This is a genomic window from Glaciimonas sp. GG7 (assembly GCF_052976905.1).
Genome location: NZ_JBRIIQ010000001.1, coordinates 1 through 16,694 on the forward strand (window position 1 = coordinate 1; position 16,694 = coordinate 16,694).

The following is a 16,694-nucleotide window of genomic DNA, read 5'->3' on the forward strand; positions in this document are numbered from 1 at the left end:
GCAGTCGGTGATAGCTTCTCTAAGCGCCCGGTTCATCGAGCACGAATCGATGGCGATCAGCTCGGCGGTGGGCGCAATTAAACGGATATCGTGATCGGGAATATTTCTGCCGAAATCGAATACCCCTTTCGGAATCTTCAATTCATTGAGATAGCTAAACCGCCGCGCATAACCGCTGGCCTGTGCAAAGTCGAGCAGACGGATACCGGGCGCACGCAACAGCTTGCCCATCGTCGGCGGCGCAGCCGAGTCGCCCATCAGAAATGCGGCATCGATCTTGCCGTCGGTGAGCGCACTAGCCGCCTCGTCGCCGCCCAGGTCGAGCAGCTCGGTCTTGCCGCCGGGTTCAATCCCATTGGCTTTCAAGAGCGTCAGCGCCAGCACCCGCGAGCCGCTGCCCTGCGGTCCGATGGCAACCCGTTTGCCACGTAACTCAGACAAGCGATCGAGGATTTTTTTACTCCGATAAAACACCGAAACCGGCACGTAGGCAATGCTGCCCAGCGACATCAAATGATCGCTCGAAAGATCCGCTGAAAGACCGGATGCCACGCCGCCTTGCACAAACCCGAGATCAACCCCGGAGGTCGGATCATTGAGTTTTTTCAGATTATCGAGCGATCCTTCAGAGCGCACGATGATGAGCTTGACGCCGTTACGGGCTAATATTTTTTGGTATTTTTCGGCGACGTTCCAGAAGTTGCTATGTTCAGGCCCGGTCGCAATCGTGATCGTTTTTGGCGGTGCCGGATTGATCAGCCAAATCGCCAGCCAGACCGCGACCCCCGCCAGTAAGACAATCGGACCAAAACTGATCGCCAGATCGCGCCACGAAATGGCGACAAATTTTGCCTTGATATGTTGAGCCGACTGCTGTGGTTTTAGGACGATATCTTGAATAGCCATGCGCTTCCTAGGCCCGATCAGCGGCAGACAATGATCGGCTAAATGTGCTCCACGAAAAACGACTCAGCGGCAATTGCACCCAGTGATAAAACGCCGCCCCGGCCAGCATACTTGCGCCCCACGCCAGCACCATCCCGATGGCTTGCAGCAACGGCGTATGCGCGACAAAGCGGGTAAACACCGCGTTGACAATCAAACATACAGGGAAATGAATCAAAAATATTCCGTAAGAAATATTGCCTAAATAACGGCACCATAACCATTCGCGCCCCACGCCGCGCCGACTCACCCACACCAAAACACAGGCAACCGCTAACGCCACCGCGATCCGGCTACGGAAATCCAGTATTAATGCACCCAGTGTCGGTACCAATATCGCCGCCAGCAACAACAGAGCAACACCCCGATGACGTCTGGCATCGCTGGCCCACCACGCGATAATGCCCAGCCCGTAACTGCCAAAGAAATATAAGCCCCAGGCGTCCCACGTCGCATCGCGATTAAAGTACAACAGCGATACACAAACGCCACAGATCACCAGCACAGGTACCAGCCCGGCAACAATCAACGGCGCGCCGCCAAAGCGCCCGGCAATCAGTTTGCCCGACAGCCATAACAACAACGTCAACAAGGCATACAACTGAAAATCAATCGCCACATACCAGGCCCCGGCTGAGATCGATTCATACCCCAGCACGGTATGCAGCAATAACGCATGCGCTGCCATTTGCATGAAGCCCGGCATGGCAGAGATGGAGTAATGCGTCATCCAGGACGCCGCCAACGCCGAAGCCCCGACGGCCAAACCGGTCGCCACCATAAACGGCGGCACCAGCCGGACATAGCGCCGCCAGACTAAGCCGAGCGGATCGACGACACCGGGCATGGCGCGTGGCGACAACGACTTGGCCGCCAAAAAGCCGCTGATGACTAAAAATACCTGTACGGCGATGCGCGCGTAGGTATCAAGCCAGCCGATGAATGTGGGAGCAAATAGTCGGACGTGATCCGACATCGGGCCGTAGAAAGCCAAGTGATGCAGGACGATGCATTGCGCAGCGACAATTCTTAAGAAATCGATAAATCCGCTTTGAAAATGGCGGTTGCGACCATCCACAGAGGGAGTGGACGACCCGTGCAGCGGCGGTGAAACGTTCATGATTACTTCATTATTCATACGGATAGGGCGCTCATGATACTGGTTCGGCTGGCCCTGTCCAACGGAAAAGAGTAACTGTTACTGTTGTGTTGTATGCAAGGGTATGTCGCAAGTTGCATAGCTGAAACTTCGGTCACATCGCTGTCCTCAAAAAGAGCAATTTAGCGGTTGACCGTCGCACTTCTGCGGAGGTATTGTGTCGGCTGTTCTCACCATGGGAACGCAAGCTTGAACGCTTGGTTGTACGCTGTAAACCTGGGCCGTGTCATACGGCCTGGGCCCTAAGTTCGTCCTTTCTCAGGGCGGCATTGGCGAGGAAGCCTAGCGCTTGCTGGTTTATGGTTTGCAGCACCAGTCGTTCAACCTTGTCATTTGCCGCCCACCCCCGTCACCCGACGGGACCAGACTAAAGGATCGAACCGTGCCAAACACCAACGCCTCCCAAACCTCTCCCCACGCAGCACAGCAAACCCTCAGCGACGCTATCGACTGCGAACAGCAATTGTTCATCATGGAGCACGACGCCCGCAGCGCCAATCTCTCCAAAGCCATCGCCATCATTTTCAACCTGATCGAGGCCAATGACGCCTATCGCTCCCCGTCCCATCCCTCATTCGGCGATGCCAGCAAGCTCCCCATGAACATCGATGACGATACGGCATTGAAAGCCTTCATGCTCGATGCGATCAAACTTTCCGGCGAATATGCATTGCAACAAATCGAATGGCTGGAAGAACATCAGCGCACGCTACGCAAGGCCAGAAAAGCCGCCGTGGAAGATGCAGCCCGCGCTTGTTCTAAATAATCAATCGCGCTTACTGCAATGCTTTTTCCTGATGCGCTACGTCAAATTTGACTAGTTTTTTCGCCCTCATGACGAAAAAGACAAAAAAGTATCAGTCATTCATCATTTTAAAGGTAGTACTGCGGGGTGCGAGCGCCTAGACTCCATGCATAAACAATAACGCGACAACGCGATATGACGCCGGTTTAAAGGAGTTGATCTCCGCATAACCTGGCAACAATCAGCGATGCGCATAAGCAGGAGACAAAGGTATGACTTTCAATGCATCGCAGGGTGACACTCTGCTGGCCGCCTGTATCTGTAGCAACGCGCTGAGCGCTATGGATGCGGCGTGCCCCGTACCTCTTTTATTCCCATCTTGAGGAGATAGCCATCTCCTTAATTCTTTACCTCTTTTTGTAGTACCGGCCCTCCGTGCTTAGGATGGCCGCGCTTGTTTGTACTTGCTCAACCTTGTTTCACCAAACTAACTATAACTATATTGGAGATCACCATGCATCTACGCACCTGGAAGTTCACCTGCGCCGCCGCCGTCACCGTCTTACTGAGCACCAGCGCCGTCGCTCAGAGCATCGCCCCCGCCAAGATCGCCTTCCTGATGCCGGATCAATCGTCAACCCGCTATGAGCAGCACGACCATCCCGGCTTTGTGGCTGAGATGAAGAAGCTCTGCGCCGCTTGCGAAGTGCTGTATCAGAATGCGGACGGCGACGCTTCACGTCAGCAACAACAATTTAACTCGGTCATTTCTCAGGGTGCCAAGGTCATCGTGCTGGACCCGGTGGACTCGACCGCTGCCGTATCGTTGGTGAAAGCGGCGCAAGCCAAGGGCATCAAGGTGATTGCCTATGACCGCCCTATTCCGCAAGCCAAGCCAGACTTCTATGTCTCGTTTAACAACGAAGGCATCGGCAAAGCGATTGCTGATTCGTTAGTTGCGCACCTGAAAGCCGAGGGCGTCTCTCCTAAGGATGTGGGCCTGCTGCAAATCAATGGCTCGCCTACCGACGCGGCTGCCGGACTGATCAAGAAAGGTATCCATGCCAGCCTCGACAATAGCGGCTACAAAATTTTGGCTGAGTACGATACGCCTGAATGGGTGCCGGCCAAGGCACAGCAATGGGCCAGCGGTCAGGTTTCGCGCTTCGGCAAGAAGATCGTCGGCGTGGTCGCCGCCAATGACGGTACTGGTGGCGGTGCGATTGCCGCCTTCAAGGCTGCGGGTGTCAATCCTGTGCCTGCTGTATCGGGTAACGACGCGACTATCGCGGCCTTGCAATTGATCATTGCCGGTGACCAGTACAACACTATCTCCAAGCCTAGCGAAATCGTGGCAGCTGCCGCGGCCCAGACGGCGGTAAAACTGTTGGCTGGTGAAACGCCAAAAGCCGAACTCATGCTCTACGGCACGCCATCGCAATTGTTTGTCCCGGCTGTGGTCACTGCGCAAAACCTGAAAGCCGAAATCATTGACAAGATGGTCAGCGGCAAGCCGATCCAGACTGCTGCTGAGCTGTGCGTAGACCGCTATGCGGCAGGTTGCAAGAAACTAGGCATCATTCAGTAATCAACCATGACAGCCCAATCATTGCAACAACAGACATCCCCACGCGAATTAGTTCTGAGTCTGCGCGGGGTGTCCAAACGCTTTGGCGCAGTCTCAGCGCTGACCGATATCGATCTTGACGTCTATGCGGGAGAGGTGGTTGCCTTGGTTGGCGACAATGGCGCTGGCAAGTCCACGCTGGTCAAAATCCTGTCCGGCGTACATCAGCCGACCACAGGCACGATGACCTTTTGCGGCAAGCCGGTGGTCATGGCAGATCCGAGCGCCTCGCTGGCGCTTGGTATTGCCACCGTGTTTCAGGATCTCGCGCTGTGCGAGAACCTTGACGTGGTGGGCAATATTTTTCTGGGCAAGGAGCTCAACCCCTTCCAGTTGGACGAAGTCGCGATGGAGGTCAAGGCCTGGAAGCTGCTCAAGGAGCTTTCGGCGCGGATACCGAGCGTACGGATTCCGGTGGCGTCCCTCTCTGGCGGTCAACGCCAGACGGTGGCGATTGCACGCTCGTTGCTGCTGGAGCCGAAACTGATTCTGCTCGACGAACCGACTGCCGCGCTCGGCGTGGCGCAAACGGCTGAAGTGCTGGATTTGATTGAACGGGTACGCGCCAAAGGGCTGGCGGTCGTGATGATTAGTCACAACATGGAGGATGTGCGGGCCGTGGCCGATAAAATTGTCGTGCTACGCCTGGGCAAGAACAACGGCGTCTTCGCACCCGATGCGACTAATGGGGAACTGGTGAGTGCGATTACCGGGGCGTCGGACAACTCGGTATCACGGCGCTCGCATCGGCGCGAGTCTGAACGCAACATTCAGTCGGATCAACCACAGGATCAACCATGACCAGCCCTACCAACAACGCGGCACCAGCCGCAGCGCTACTAGACCGCAGCGATGAGCGCTATCAGGTCGCCAGCGGCTTCGGTGGCGCGATCCGTAGTTTCATCGACCGTATCCGCTCGGGCGATCTGGGGTTTCTGCCCGTCATCCTGGGTACGGCGATCATCTGGACCATTTTCCAGTGCATCAACCCGATTTTTCTATCGAGCAATAACCTCATCAACATGCTGTTTGATGCATCCACGGTCGGCGTCATTTCGCTGGGCATCGTCTGTATTCTGATGGTGGGCGAAATCGACCTGTCAGTTGGCTCGGTCAGCGGTTTCGCCTCCTCCATCGTGGGCGTGCTGTGGGTCAATCATGGCTGGCCGGTGGCGGTGGCGATTGCTGCTGCTGTGGCGACCGGGGCGCTGATCGGCTTGCTGTATGCGCAGATGTTTAATCGCTTCGGCATGCCCAGCTTTGTCTCCACACTGGCGGGCTTGCTGGCGATCCTGGGCGCGCAACTATACATCTTGGGCGGTACTGGCTCCATCAATCTGCCCTATGGATCGCCGCTGGTGGACCTGGGACAGTCGCTGTTTATGCCAGCCGCCTTTGCCTATTTGGTGGTGGCATTCGCTGGGGTGGTGATGTTTGTGACCGGTTGGAGAACAGCAGAGCGTCGCCGTCAGGCCGGTCTGTCGGGTGAGTCGATGACGCATCTGCTGGTGCGTACCGTCACGCCGGTGGTGGCGCTGGAGTTGGTGGCACTGTACTTCTATCAGGATCGCGGCATCCCGTGGCTGTTCGGCATCTTGATCTTTCTGGTGCTTGGTCTGAACTACTTGCTCACGCGCACACAATGGGGTCGCATGATGAACGCCGTGGGCGGCAACCGTGAAGCGGCACGCCGCGCCGGGATCAATGTGCGGGCGGTGTATTCCAGTGCTTTCGTCCTGTGCGCGGTGCTGGCAGCTTTCGGCGGGGTACTGGCCGCGGCGCGACTGGCTTCGGCTAGCCAGCAAGCCGGGACTGGCGACGTCAATCTGAATGCGATTGCGGCGGCGGTCATTGGTGGAACGAGCCTGTTTGGTGGTCGTGGCAGTGCCTGGTCTGCGCTATTGGGCGTGATCGTGATTCAGTCGATCTCCAGTGGATTGACGCTGCTGGACCTGTCGTCGTCGTTGCGTTACATGATCACCGGCGCGGTGCTGGCGATTGCAGTGATCGTCGATTCGCTGGCACGCCAGTCGCGTATTTCGCACGGTCGGGCCTGACTGACAACGCTAATGCTGTTCAGAAGCCACATATCCGTTCGGGCTAAGTAGCCCATCGGGCGTATCGAAGTCAGCGCTGATGCATATGCGCCTTCGATACGCTGCGCTACTCAGTCCGAACGGTTTCTTAACTAAACAACGTTAGTATGCAACGCGATATGTTGAGTAGCGGTTTGACTAATAAGGAGTATTGCCATGGAACCTGATCTCGAATTAGTCAGCGTACGCCGGGATGAGTCCTTTGCCGCATGGACGCATGGTTATCCCTACCGGACCGTGCGCTGGCACTTTCATCCTGAGTACGAAATCCATCTGATCACGGCCACCACGGGCAAATTTTTTGTCGGCGATTATATCGGCACGTTTGTGCCGGGAAACCTCGTCATGGTAGGGCCGAATCTGCCGCATAACTGGGTCAGTGAAGTGCCAGACAGTGCACCGGTTGCGCAACGTTGCGTGGTGCTGCAATTTCCCAGTGCGTTGATCGCGAATGGAATTGCGGTTTTTCCAGAGTTACAACATATGGAGACCTTGTTGCAAGAGGCGCGTAGCGGTTTGCTGTTTGCGCCCGAGACGGGCCTGGCGGCTCAACCGCTGATGCAGGAGTTAATCGGTGCACGCGGTTTTCGGCGACTACAGCTATTTTTGTCCTTGCTCGATCTGCTCACGCATGACACCGGACGCAAGCAATTAATGCATTCTGAGTACGCACCCGATCCGCTGAACTATATGTCGTCAAAGATCAATCTGGCGTTAAGACATATCAGTAAAAACTTATCGACTGAACTGCGTGAGACCGATCTTGCCGAATTAACCGGCCAAAGTGCGAGTACATTTTCACGCGCTTTTCGCAAACATACCGGCATGCCTTTTGTCGGCTACGTGAATCAACTACGCATCAACATTGCTTGCGAGCTGCTGACAAATGCCAAGCTGAGTATTACGGATATCTGCTTCAAGGTTGGCTTCAATAATTTGTCTAATTTTAATCGTCAGTTTCTGGCGCAAAAGGGTATGTCACCGTCTAAATTTCGTGAGTATGACGAAATGAAGGTGTTGCAATGCAATGCGGCTTAATCAGGCTAGGACATGTTTATTTACACATAAAAACTCCGTTCGTACTGAGTAGCCCAAAGGGCGTATCGAAGTAAATGCATGCGGTGGTGCATCTTCGATACGGCACTTTGTGCCTACTCAGTCCGAACGGCTAAGTGATACTTAATCTCCAGGAAAAAATAATGAAATACGCACAAGTCGACATGCAGGCCGTTGTCTGCCACGGACCAAAAGATTACCGGCTGCAAACCATTAAGCGCCCGAGCGCAGGTCGCAATGAACTGGTAATCAAGATAGCCGCCTGCGGGATTTGCGCCAGCGATTGCAAATGCCATTCCGGTGCGGCGATGTTCTGGGGCGGGGACGGCCAGCCGTCCTGGGTCAAGCCGCCGGTTGTGCCGGGGCATGAATTTTTTGGTTACGTGGTCGAAGCAGGCGAAGATGCCGAAGCCCATTTCGGCGTCAAGATTGGCGACCGGATTATTGCCGAGCAAATTGTGCCTTGCGAGAAATGCCGCTTTTGTAAATCCGGCAAATACTGGATGTGCGAAGTTCACAATATTTTTGGCTTTCAGCGCGATGTCGCCGACGGCGGCATGGCGGAATACATGCGCATTCCACCGAGCGCACTGGTGCATAAAATTCCGGCGGCGATCACGCTCGAAGATGCGGCGATTATCGAGCCGATGGCCTGCGCGATCCATACCGTCAACCGTGCCGAAGTCCAGCTCGACGACGTGGTGGTGATCGCCGGAGCCGGACCGTTAGGCTTGATGATGGTGCAGATTGCGCATTTAAAAACGCCGAAGAAATTGGTGGTCATCGATCTGGTACCAGAACGGCTGGCGCTGGCGAAAGAGTACGGCGCTGATGTCGTCATTGACCCGACCAAAGAAGACGCGCTGGCAATTATCCACGCGTTGACCGAGGGTTACGGTTGCGACGTCTACATTGAAACCACGGGCGTGCCAGCCGGTGTCACGCAAGGTCTGAACCTGATTCGCAAGCTGGGACGGTTTGTTGAGTTCAGCGTCTTCGGCAAGGAAACCAGCGCCGACTGGTCGATCATTGGTGACCGCAAAGAACTGGATGTGCGCGGTGCGCATTTGGGGCCGTATTGTTATCCGGTGGCGATTGATTTGTTTGAGCGCGGCTTGATTACCTCTAAAGGCATTGTCACGCATACGTTCGGGCTGGGCGATTGGAGCGCAGCATTTGCGCTGGCAAATTCGACTGACTCGATCAAAGTATTGCTCAAACCTGCTGATTGAGGATCTCATGGACAACCTTATGGATTACGTCATTGGCGTTGATATCGGCACCCAAAGTACCAAGGCGCTACTGGTCGATACCAGCGGCGTAATCGTGGCGCAACATGCCAGCAGCTATCAGGTCGATACGCCTAAGCATTTGTGGGCCGAACAATGGCCTGCGGTTTGGGTGGCGGCCGTCACCGAATGCATCCGTGAAGTCGTACAAAAAAGCGGCTTAGCGCCTCAAGAGATTAAGGCCGTGTGCGTGAGCAGTTTGTACGGCGGGGCCGGAATTCCGGTCGATGCCGCCATGCAGCCGCTGCATCCTTGCCTGATCTGGATGGACCGACGCGCCAATGACGAGGTCGATTGGGTCAAGAGCCATCTCGATCTGGAGCGCCTGTATGACATCACCGGCAACGGCGTCGATAGCTATTACGGCTACACCAAAATACTCTGGATTAAGCACCATTTGCCAGAAGTCTGGCAGCGCACCCAGCAGTTTTTGCCGCCGAATGCGTATGTCAATTATTTGCTGTGCGGTGAAGTCGCCGTTGATCATAGTTCGGCGGGCAACATCGGCGGCGTCTACGACGTGCGCGAGCGCTGCTGGTCGGCAGAAATGTTGGACAAACTCGGTATTCCATTGAGCATGATGCCAGCGCGTTTGGTGGCGTCGAGCGATGTGGTGGGCGGACTGCTGCCCGAGCAAGCAGCGCTGTTGGGCTTGCTGCCCGGCACGCCGATTGTGGCTGGCGGGGTTGACGCGGCGGTGGCGACCTTTGCCGCCGGTGTCACGCAAGCGGGCAACCACGTGGCGATGATCGGCACCAGTATGTGCTGGGGTTACATCAACCAACATGTCGATGCACGGCACGGTTTGATCAGCATGCCGCATGTATTCAATAGCCAGAAAGACCTGTACGTGTTTGGCGGTGCGATTACGGCGGGTGCGTCGGTGAGTTGGTTTCGGGACGAATTCTGTCAGGCCGAAATGGCGGCAGCCAAGCTCGTTGAGCATGGCGACGCGCACAAAATTTTGGAAGACAACACGACCAAAATTCCGGCCGGGTCGGATGGCGTGATGTTTTTGCCGTATCTGATGGGCGAACGCAGCCCGATCTGGGACGCCAAAGCGAGCGGCGCTTTTATCGGCCTGAGCTTGATTCATACCCGTGCGCATTTGTATCGGGCGGTCCTCGAAGGCGTCAGTTTTGCGCTCAGACACAACATGGAAGCCGGGGCTAAAGGCGCACAGTCACTGGACGCCAAGTTAATTGTGGTGGGCGGTGCGGCGCATTCGGATTTATGGATGCAAATCATTGCCGATGTGACCGGCTATCCGGTCTACACCATTGAAGAAAACGTGGAAGCGGCCTTGGGTGCGGCGCTGCTGGCTGCTGTTGGGATTGGATTGGTGGATGATAAAACGGCAGAGCAAGGCTGGGTGACGTTGGTTGCTCGGACTATGCCTGACCCGACTGCGAGTGCGCTCTATAATCATGCATTTGCGCTGTATCGCGATCTTTATCCGGCACTGAAACCGATCATGCATCGGCTTCAGGGTGGGTATGCTGCAGTTGCCCTCGGTTAAGCGTTTTCGCTCGCGTCCAAAAGTGCATGGATCGAAGACGGCACTTCTCCGCGCATAAGCATGCGCTTGAATACTTCGTAGACATCCGTCCTGGAATCCGCTTTGCGCAACGTGTCTTCGTCGTTGAACCAGACATACGCAATTATTTGCACCGGAGTTGAGGCAAAACGGAAGAAGAGGCGATACCGGTCTGGCATCCCCTTCTTGACGCGACGCCAGTTGGCATATTGCTTACCAAGCGTCTTGCCTAATCGAAAATCGGGATGATCCGGATTGACCGGTACCAGTTGTGTGATGCACTTGTATACCGATGCCAATAGCCGTGTTTTGGGATGCGATTTATATTGAATCGGATCTTGTTGAGCGAGCTTGGTGACGGCTTGCTCAAGATCGTCGAGCGCTGCTTTGAACAGTTTGAAGTAAAAAAGCTGCCAGGTAGTTTGGGATGTATTCGATGGCACAGTACGTTTGCCTCAGTGCGTCAAGTCATCAGTACCATCAATATTGACACCCTCGACCAGCTTACCGATACGCGCAAGCTGATTTTGATCTACCGGCTCGATCAAGTCGGGGTGCTCCGCCATTTGCTTTTCGAGGAATTGCAGGAACCCAAGCATGACCGGGTCGGCATCTTCGTCCACACGTGGACGCTGCGCGGTATTTTTTGCCGACAACAGGACTTGGCCGTCCGCCAGCACCGTAGCGCGCACATCGCCGTTAAATTCGGGATGCGCCTTAAAGAAAGCAGCGTCGAGTCGAATACCTTTGGAGTTACCAACCGGCGTTACCTTACCGTTGTATTGCTCCGAATTTGATCGTGTGGTGGATGCCATGATAATTCCATAATGTAATTACGTAAGTGCTTACATTGTACTAAGCACCTCGACGTCCGTCCATAGTTACCTGTTGCGGCGTTATTGCAGATGGAAAGGACGAATTGGATCGCCCTTTAGGGCATACTCGCGGTCGTCAGTGCAGCGCACAATGTCATACAAATCCATATATCAACAACCTACCATGACCCCCGACCATTTAGCCCTGTTAGTGAGCTGGAAAATGCCTTACGGAAAATACAAAGACCGTTTGCTCGCCGATCTGCCGGGACATTACCTTGGCTGGTTTGCGCGTGAGGGTTTTCCGGCTGGCGAGCTGGGCGCATTGCTCGCGCTGATGTATGAGCTTGATCACAATGCGCTGCGGCATTTGCTCGACCCTCTGCGTAAAACAATCTAAATCTGTCTGTTCGCTGCGATTTGTTTGCGCACATCGCGCCGCACTATCGCATTGCTGAAGCGCTCACGCTGCTCATCCGTCACAGGAACAAGTGCAGGAACGGGAACAGGTTTGCGATCCTCGTCCACCGCCACCATAGTGAAGTAACAACTGTTGGCATGGCGCACTAAGCGCTTCTGGATGTTTTCGGTCACGACTTTAATACCGATTTCCATGGATGTTGTACCTGTAAAGTTGACTGACGCCAGAAAAGTCACCAGTTCGCCAACGTGTATCGGCTCACGAAAGACCACCTGATCGACCGACAGCGTAACTACATACTTACCCGAGTAACGGCTGGCGCAAGCGTAGGCCACGCTATCGAGATATTTGAGTACGGTGCCGCCGTGCACGTTACCGGAAAAATTAGCCATGTCAGGCGTCATTAAGACGGTCATTGTCAATTCGTGCGAGGGTGAAGCGATCATGATTTCTTGCCTTTGGATGGAGTCGTGTAACGAATATAAAGGCTTTAATTGCCGAGCCGCAGTAGTAGCACAAGGATGGCCCGGATTGATTGACACATTATGGCGCAGGCGGCTTGTCGGGCGCGGCCAAAATAGTGTTTTATTTTTAATATCAGATATCAATCAAACCCGCATCAAAATGTCAACGGCTTCACATAACCAGTCAGTTCGAAATAACCCCGCCCCACTGGTTTTCCCTCACGACTTACCTTCACTGCCCCCTCCCAATACACCGATCCGGTCGACTGCCGCGAATCGAGCTCCTGATCATCTTGCAGCGGACTCAGCAACCATTCGACCGCCCCCGTGCGCAGGAGCGATTGCACCGGATAGCTGGCGTCGGTGCGGGGCGAGCGCCACTGACGTTGCGGTATAAAACTCACCGCATCCGGGCCGAACTGGGTGGTGTTACCGGTGGCGTCACGCAACGCGGCATGCGCCCATACTTTGGCCCCGTTTTTGCTGCGAATCTGAAACGCCATCAAGGCCGATCCATCGTCCAGATTCGCGCCCAACCAATCCCAGCCGGAGGCGTCGGCGTCGAGTACGCTGGTTGACCATTCGTGATCGAGCCACGCGGAGCCGGTAATTTTTTCTTCTCGTCCCACGCGCATGACTGTACCGCTGACCTGCAATTGCGGTTCGCTATAGTAATAACTGGCCTGCGCCGGTCGTGGCCCCTTGCGCGAATAACCGCCCTCGCCTTGCAGCAACGGCGCTTGGGTCGGCGTCAACGCCAGTTTGAGCGTGAAGTCGCGCGCGACGATATTGGCCGTATAACTCCCGTCAGGGTTGCGCACGAAGCGCCAGTCATCGACCGCTACGTCGGTATTGCCTTGTTTGGCGTAGGCCAGACCGAAACCGGCACGGGCGCTTTTTTGATCGTGCAGTAACTTCCCCCACGCCGGATCGGATAAGGCGGCGTGGGCAATGATTAACTGCGTTGGTGCAAAGGCGCTGGGATTGGCGCGGTCATGCTCGGTGGCAGAGCGGAAAAAGGTGACCTGGAACCCCAGCGGTTTGCCGTCAGGCAGGGTCAGCCAACCGGTTGCGTACCACCATTCGGTGCGAAAGTCGGGATGCGCGCCAGTATCTTGCGGTAGCGTGAGCGGATGATCTGGCGTCACTTGGGCAAATTGGGGCGGCGTAGCGTGTGCCACGTTGAACATTAACAACCACACCAAAAGTAAAATGCGCATCACCAATCCTCCCGCACAGCACGTACAGCATCCATCGCAACAGAGCGCAAACCGGCCACCACAGCCGTCACCGTGGCAGAAATCAGCAGCAACAACGCCACCAGCCCTAAACCGCGCCACGGCAAATGTAGTTGCATGGTCCAGTGAAACGATTGCGGATTGACGATAAACACCAGGATCAGGCTAATCGTCCAGCCCAGCAGAAAACCGACTGCTATCCCGAGTGCGGTGAGCAAACATCCTTCCACGGCCAGCATCGCCAAAATCTGCCTTCGGGTGACGCCAACGTGGCGCAGCATCCCAAACTCCTGCGTGCGCGCCAGCGTTTGCGCCGAAAATGTCGCCGCCACGCCGAACAGACCGATCACAATGGCGACCATCTCGAGTAAATAGGTGACCGCAAAGCTGCGATCGAAAATCTTCAGACTGATGGCACGTATATCGCCCGGCGTAGAAAATGTCAGCGCGTTGCCAAACGGCAGTGCACGCATGGCGGCAATGACGGTTTCTGGCTTGGCACCATGCTGCAGAATCAGCGCCGCGTCAGTCGCGTCGGTGTCGCCAGTCAGACGGCGATAGTCGCCCAGCCGCATCTGGATCGCACCGGTTTGCCGCGCATAATCGCGCCAGACTCCCGCCACGACAAAAGTGTGTAATTGTGCACCGACTGGCAATTGCACCCGCTGTCCTGGTTGGTAGCCGTAGAGATCGCGCATGGCCTCAGAGACCCAGATCGGCAACGCATCGGCCCCTATTGCCGCTGGCAACATCATCTTGCCGGTGATAGGCAAACTACGCGCCGGATCGGACGCATCAATTTCTCGCGCAATGAGTGCCACCGGTGGACGTGCGGGAGCCAGCGTCAGGGTCGAAATATGCGAAAAGTTCGCCCGTGCAATGCCCGGCACGGCGGCCAGCAAGGTCTGCTCTGCACTGTGCATGGCCCCGGTATCGCCACTGCCAGCGGAGCGTACGTAGACATCGGCGGAGAGTAATTGCGTGAGCCAGTCATCGACCGACACCCGAAAACTCGCCACCATAATCGCCATCGCTACTATCAGGCTAAAACTCGACAGCACTCCGCCCAACGCGATGGACGCGTGTCCCGGCACGTTGGCAAGCCGGGCCAGTGCCAGCGTTTTGATGACGCCGCTGCGACTACTGATGATGGATTTTTGCAGCATAGGAAACACCAACGCTGCCAAACGCGGCATTAGCGCAATCCCGCCGATGAGCAACAACGCCACCGCAATATAGCCAAAAATCGGCAGATCAAATAATGGCGGCATTTGCGTCAGCAAGCCGCCTGCCAACAAGCACAGTAGCGCAGGCCACGCGCTCGCCAGCCGGGCCAGGGCCATTTCTGCGCTACCGGATTTCAGTGCTGCCGCCGGACGCGCACGGGCGGCTTCCAGCGCCGGAGCCAGACTTCCCAGTAACGCGATGCCCGTGCCGAGTGCGAGAAAAATCAGCGCAGCGGGCGCATCGAATTGCACACTCGGTTGCACGCCGCGAAAAAATCCGCCGCCCAAATCGCCGCCAAAAAAATGTAAAGCTGTCGCCGCCATCGCGTAACCCAACGCCAATCCGAGCATAGACCCCAGCGCGCCCAGCAAGCCGCCTTCAAGCAGAATTTGGCGCAATAGCTGGCCCCTTCTCAGACCCAACACGCGCAACAAAGCAAACTGTGCACGCCGCCGGATCACCGATAAAGCCTGCGTTGAAAACACCAGAAATGCGCCAGTGAACAAGGCCACCAACGCCAGTACATTCAGATTGATGCGATACGCGCGGGACATATTATTGGTGCGATCTTCCTGATCCTGACTTTCCAATACCTGCAACTGGCCGTGCGTTTGCGCCAACAACGTGCGGCGAAACGTCTCACGATTGACGCCCGGCGCAAGCCTCAGATCGATTCCTGATAATTTTCCGAGTCGATTAAAGCGCCATTGCATAGCGCCTATGTCCATGACGGCAATGCGCTGCCCTGCTCTTGCGCGGACCAAGCCGCCGGCTACACGCAGCTTGACGATGCCGGTACCACTGCGCAGCGCGAGCTGATCGCCGGGAACAACTTTTAACCATATTTGGGCAGCTGGGGATAAAAATATTGCGTCATCGGCGAGCGTGTCGAACGGATGCTTTTCATCCGGCACGCCGATCAAGTCCGGCGCAATCTGTGCCGCACGAAAGACATCGATACCTAATACTTTCAAGGCAGTTTGCTGACCCGGTACCGTGACGTCTAGTTCTAACACCGGACTGGCTAAGGCGACGCCTTTTTGCCGGGCGATTTCTGGATAGAGCGCCTCATCAAAGAGCGGCTGCACACCGCGTACTTGCAGGTCTGACTGACCGGACAGACTACGCGCTGCTGCTGAGAATTCGTTAAAAGCCGCGCCGTTGATCAGGTCAACCGCGTAACCCAACGACACGCCAAGCGCGATGGCGATCACGGCGACTAAGGAGCGGATCGGATAGGCGCGCCATTCTGCAAAGAGGAGCCAGCGTGGGAGTAAAGAAATGGCGCTAAAGCCGGGTTTCGGCGCTAAATTCATGCGCTGACCAGCAGCGGATGCAGACCGCTAGCCGTCAACTCCAGTATCCGATCGGCGGTGGCAGCGGCTGTCATTGAATGCGTGACCATGATGGCGGAGGCACCATTGGCTTTAATTTCCTGCCGCAGTAACGTGAGTACTTCGTGCGCGGTTTCGGGGTCGAGATTACCGGTTGGTTCATCGGCCAGAATCAGTTTGGGGCGATGCACCAGCGCCCTGGCAATGGCGACCCGCTGCATTTCGCCGCCCGATAATTGACGCGGAAAATCGTCGCCTCTGCCAGCGAGACCCACCGCTGCCAGCATCTCAGTGGCCCGGGCAAATCCTTGTCCATTGAGCAGCAACGGCAAGGCGACATTCTGTTGCAGCGTTAAATGCGGCAAGATATGGAAAGCCTGAAATATGAAGCCGAGCTTTTGACGGCGTAAGCGCGTCGCAGCATCATCATCCAGACTGGACATGGCGACGCCATCGATCAAGACCATGCCAGCGTCGGCGGTATCAAGCCCTGCCACCAGATTGAGTAGCGTCGATTTACCGACGCCGGAGTCGCCCATGATGGCCACATATTCACCGGGCCGTAGCACAAAATCGAGATGCGCCAAGACACTGCGAGCGTGACCGTAAGATTTTTGCAGACCGCGACATTCAAGCGCGGGGGCTGTTGTAGCGAGCATCAGGGTGATCCATCTGGAGGGAGAAAAACAATCGGAGAGTTGGTTTTGCGGGAAAGCTGTACGTCGAATACAAATCTGATAA

General features: G+C 55.8%; 16 protein-coding genes. 8 read left to right on the plus strand and 8 right to left on the minus strand.

Features of this window, described 5'->3' with window-relative positions; genetic code table 11:
* Positions 1 to 906 (minus strand): TAXI family TRAP transporter solute-binding subunit (locus tag ACVBEF_RS00005; RefSeq protein WP_447121895.1); only part of this gene is annotated, 906 nt, incomplete at its 3' end.
* A 7-nt stretch (positions 907 to 913) separates the two neighbouring features.
* Positions 914 to 2,065, minus strand: coding sequence for an acyltransferase family protein (locus ACVBEF_RS00010; RefSeq protein ID WP_447121896.1), 1,152 nt, complete (start codon positions 2,063 to 2,065; stop codon positions 914 to 916).
* Positions 2,066 to 2,486: 421 nt separating this feature from the next.
* On the opposite strand from ACVBEF_RS00010, the gene ACVBEF_RS00015 reads away from it, so the two are divergent.
* From ACVBEF_RS00015 to ACVBEF_RS00045, 7 genes are all read left to right on the plus strand, one after another.
* Positions 2,487 to 2,870, plus strand: a complete 384-nt coding sequence (locus ACVBEF_RS00015; RefSeq protein ID WP_447121897.1) for a hypothetical protein — start codon at positions 2,487 to 2,489, stop codon at positions 2,868 to 2,870.
* A gap of 493 nt (positions 2,871 to 3,363) precedes the next feature.
* Positions 3,364 to 4,437, plus strand: coding sequence for an ABC transporter substrate-binding protein (locus tag ACVBEF_RS00020; RefSeq protein WP_447121898.1), 1,074 nt, complete (start codon positions 3,364 to 3,366; stop codon positions 4,435 to 4,437).
* A 6-nt stretch (positions 4,438 to 4,443) separates the two neighbouring features.
* Positions 4,444 to 5,277 carry an ATP-binding cassette domain-containing protein gene (locus ACVBEF_RS00025; RefSeq protein ID WP_447121899.1) on the plus strand — a complete coding sequence of 278 codons (834 nt, stop codon included), beginning with the start codon at positions 4,444 to 4,446 and terminating at the stop codon, positions 5,275 to 5,277.
* Positions 5,274 to 6,533, plus strand: coding sequence for a sugar ABC transporter permease (locus ACVBEF_RS00030; protein WP_447121900.1), 1,260 nt, complete (start codon positions 5,274 to 5,276; stop codon positions 6,531 to 6,533). The genes ACVBEF_RS00025 and ACVBEF_RS00030 overlap by 4 nt, the downstream gene beginning before the upstream one ends.
* 195 nt (positions 6,534 to 6,728) lie before the next feature.
* Complete coding sequence (locus ACVBEF_RS00035; RefSeq protein WP_447121901.1) at positions 6,729 to 7,610, plus strand: AraC family transcriptional regulator; 882 nt, start codon at positions 6,729 to 6,731, stop codon at positions 7,608 to 7,610.
* A 161-nt stretch (positions 7,611 to 7,771) separates the two neighbouring features.
* Entirely contained in the window at positions 7,772 to 8,860 is a 1,089-nt protein-coding gene (locus ACVBEF_RS00040; RefSeq protein ID WP_447121902.1) for a zinc-binding dehydrogenase, read from the plus strand.
* 19 nt (positions 8,861 to 8,879) lie between these two features.
* Entirely contained in the window at positions 8,880 to 10,436 is a 1,557-nt protein-coding gene (locus tag ACVBEF_RS00045) for an FGGY-family carbohydrate kinase (protein ID WP_447122082.1), read from the plus strand.
* On the opposite strand, the gene ACVBEF_RS00050 is transcribed toward ACVBEF_RS00045, so the two are convergent.
* Together ACVBEF_RS00050 and ACVBEF_RS00055 are read right to left on the minus strand one after the other, a co-directional pair.
* Positions 10,433 to 10,897: a type II toxin-antitoxin system YhaV family toxin gene (locus tag ACVBEF_RS00050; protein ID WP_447121903.1), complete on the minus strand. Its 465-nt coding sequence runs from the start codon at positions 10,895 to 10,897 to the stop codon at positions 10,433 to 10,435. The two genes, ACVBEF_RS00045 and ACVBEF_RS00050, sit on opposite strands and share 4 nt — an antisense overlap.
* 12 nt (positions 10,898 to 10,909) lie before the next feature.
* Complete coding sequence (locus ACVBEF_RS00055; protein ID WP_447121904.1) at positions 10,910 to 11,269, minus strand: type II toxin-antitoxin system PrlF family antitoxin; 360 nt, start codon at positions 11,267 to 11,269, stop codon at positions 10,910 to 10,912.
* Positions 11,270 to 11,453: 184 nt separating this feature from the next.
* On the opposite strand from ACVBEF_RS00055, the gene ACVBEF_RS00060 reads away from it, so the two are divergent.
* Positions 11,454 to 11,669 (plus strand): DUF3820 family protein, encoded by a 216-nt coding sequence (locus ACVBEF_RS00060; protein WP_447121905.1) that lies wholly within the window; start codon positions 11,454 to 11,456, stop codon positions 11,667 to 11,669.
* On the opposite strand, the gene ACVBEF_RS00065 is transcribed toward ACVBEF_RS00060, so the two are convergent.
* The 4 genes from ACVBEF_RS00065 to ACVBEF_RS00080 form a co-directional block, all read right to left on the minus strand.
* The gene (locus ACVBEF_RS00065; RefSeq protein ID WP_447121906.1) at positions 11,666 to 12,136 is read right to left on the minus strand and encodes an acyl-CoA thioesterase; all 471 of its coding nucleotides are present in this window, start codon (positions 12,134 to 12,136) and stop codon (positions 11,666 to 11,668) included. The genes ACVBEF_RS00060 and ACVBEF_RS00065 overlap by 4 nt on opposite strands.
* A gap of 173 nt (positions 12,137 to 12,309) precedes the next feature.
* Entirely contained in the window at positions 12,310 to 13,374 is a 1,065-nt protein-coding gene (locus ACVBEF_RS00070) for a lipocalin-like domain-containing protein (protein WP_447121907.1), read from the minus strand.
* Positions 13,374 to 15,935, minus strand: coding sequence for an ABC transporter permease (locus ACVBEF_RS00075; protein ID WP_447121908.1), 2,562 nt, complete (start codon positions 15,933 to 15,935; stop codon positions 13,374 to 13,376). Before ACVBEF_RS00075 ends, ACVBEF_RS00070 begins: the two co-directional genes overlap by 1 nt.
* Complete coding sequence (locus tag ACVBEF_RS00080) at positions 15,932 to 16,612, minus strand: ABC transporter ATP-binding protein (RefSeq protein WP_447121909.1); 681 nt, start codon at positions 16,610 to 16,612, stop codon at positions 15,932 to 15,934. The genes ACVBEF_RS00075 and ACVBEF_RS00080 overlap by 4 nt, the downstream gene beginning before the upstream one ends.
* Between the last annotated feature and the right edge of the window lie 82 nt (positions 16,613 to 16,694).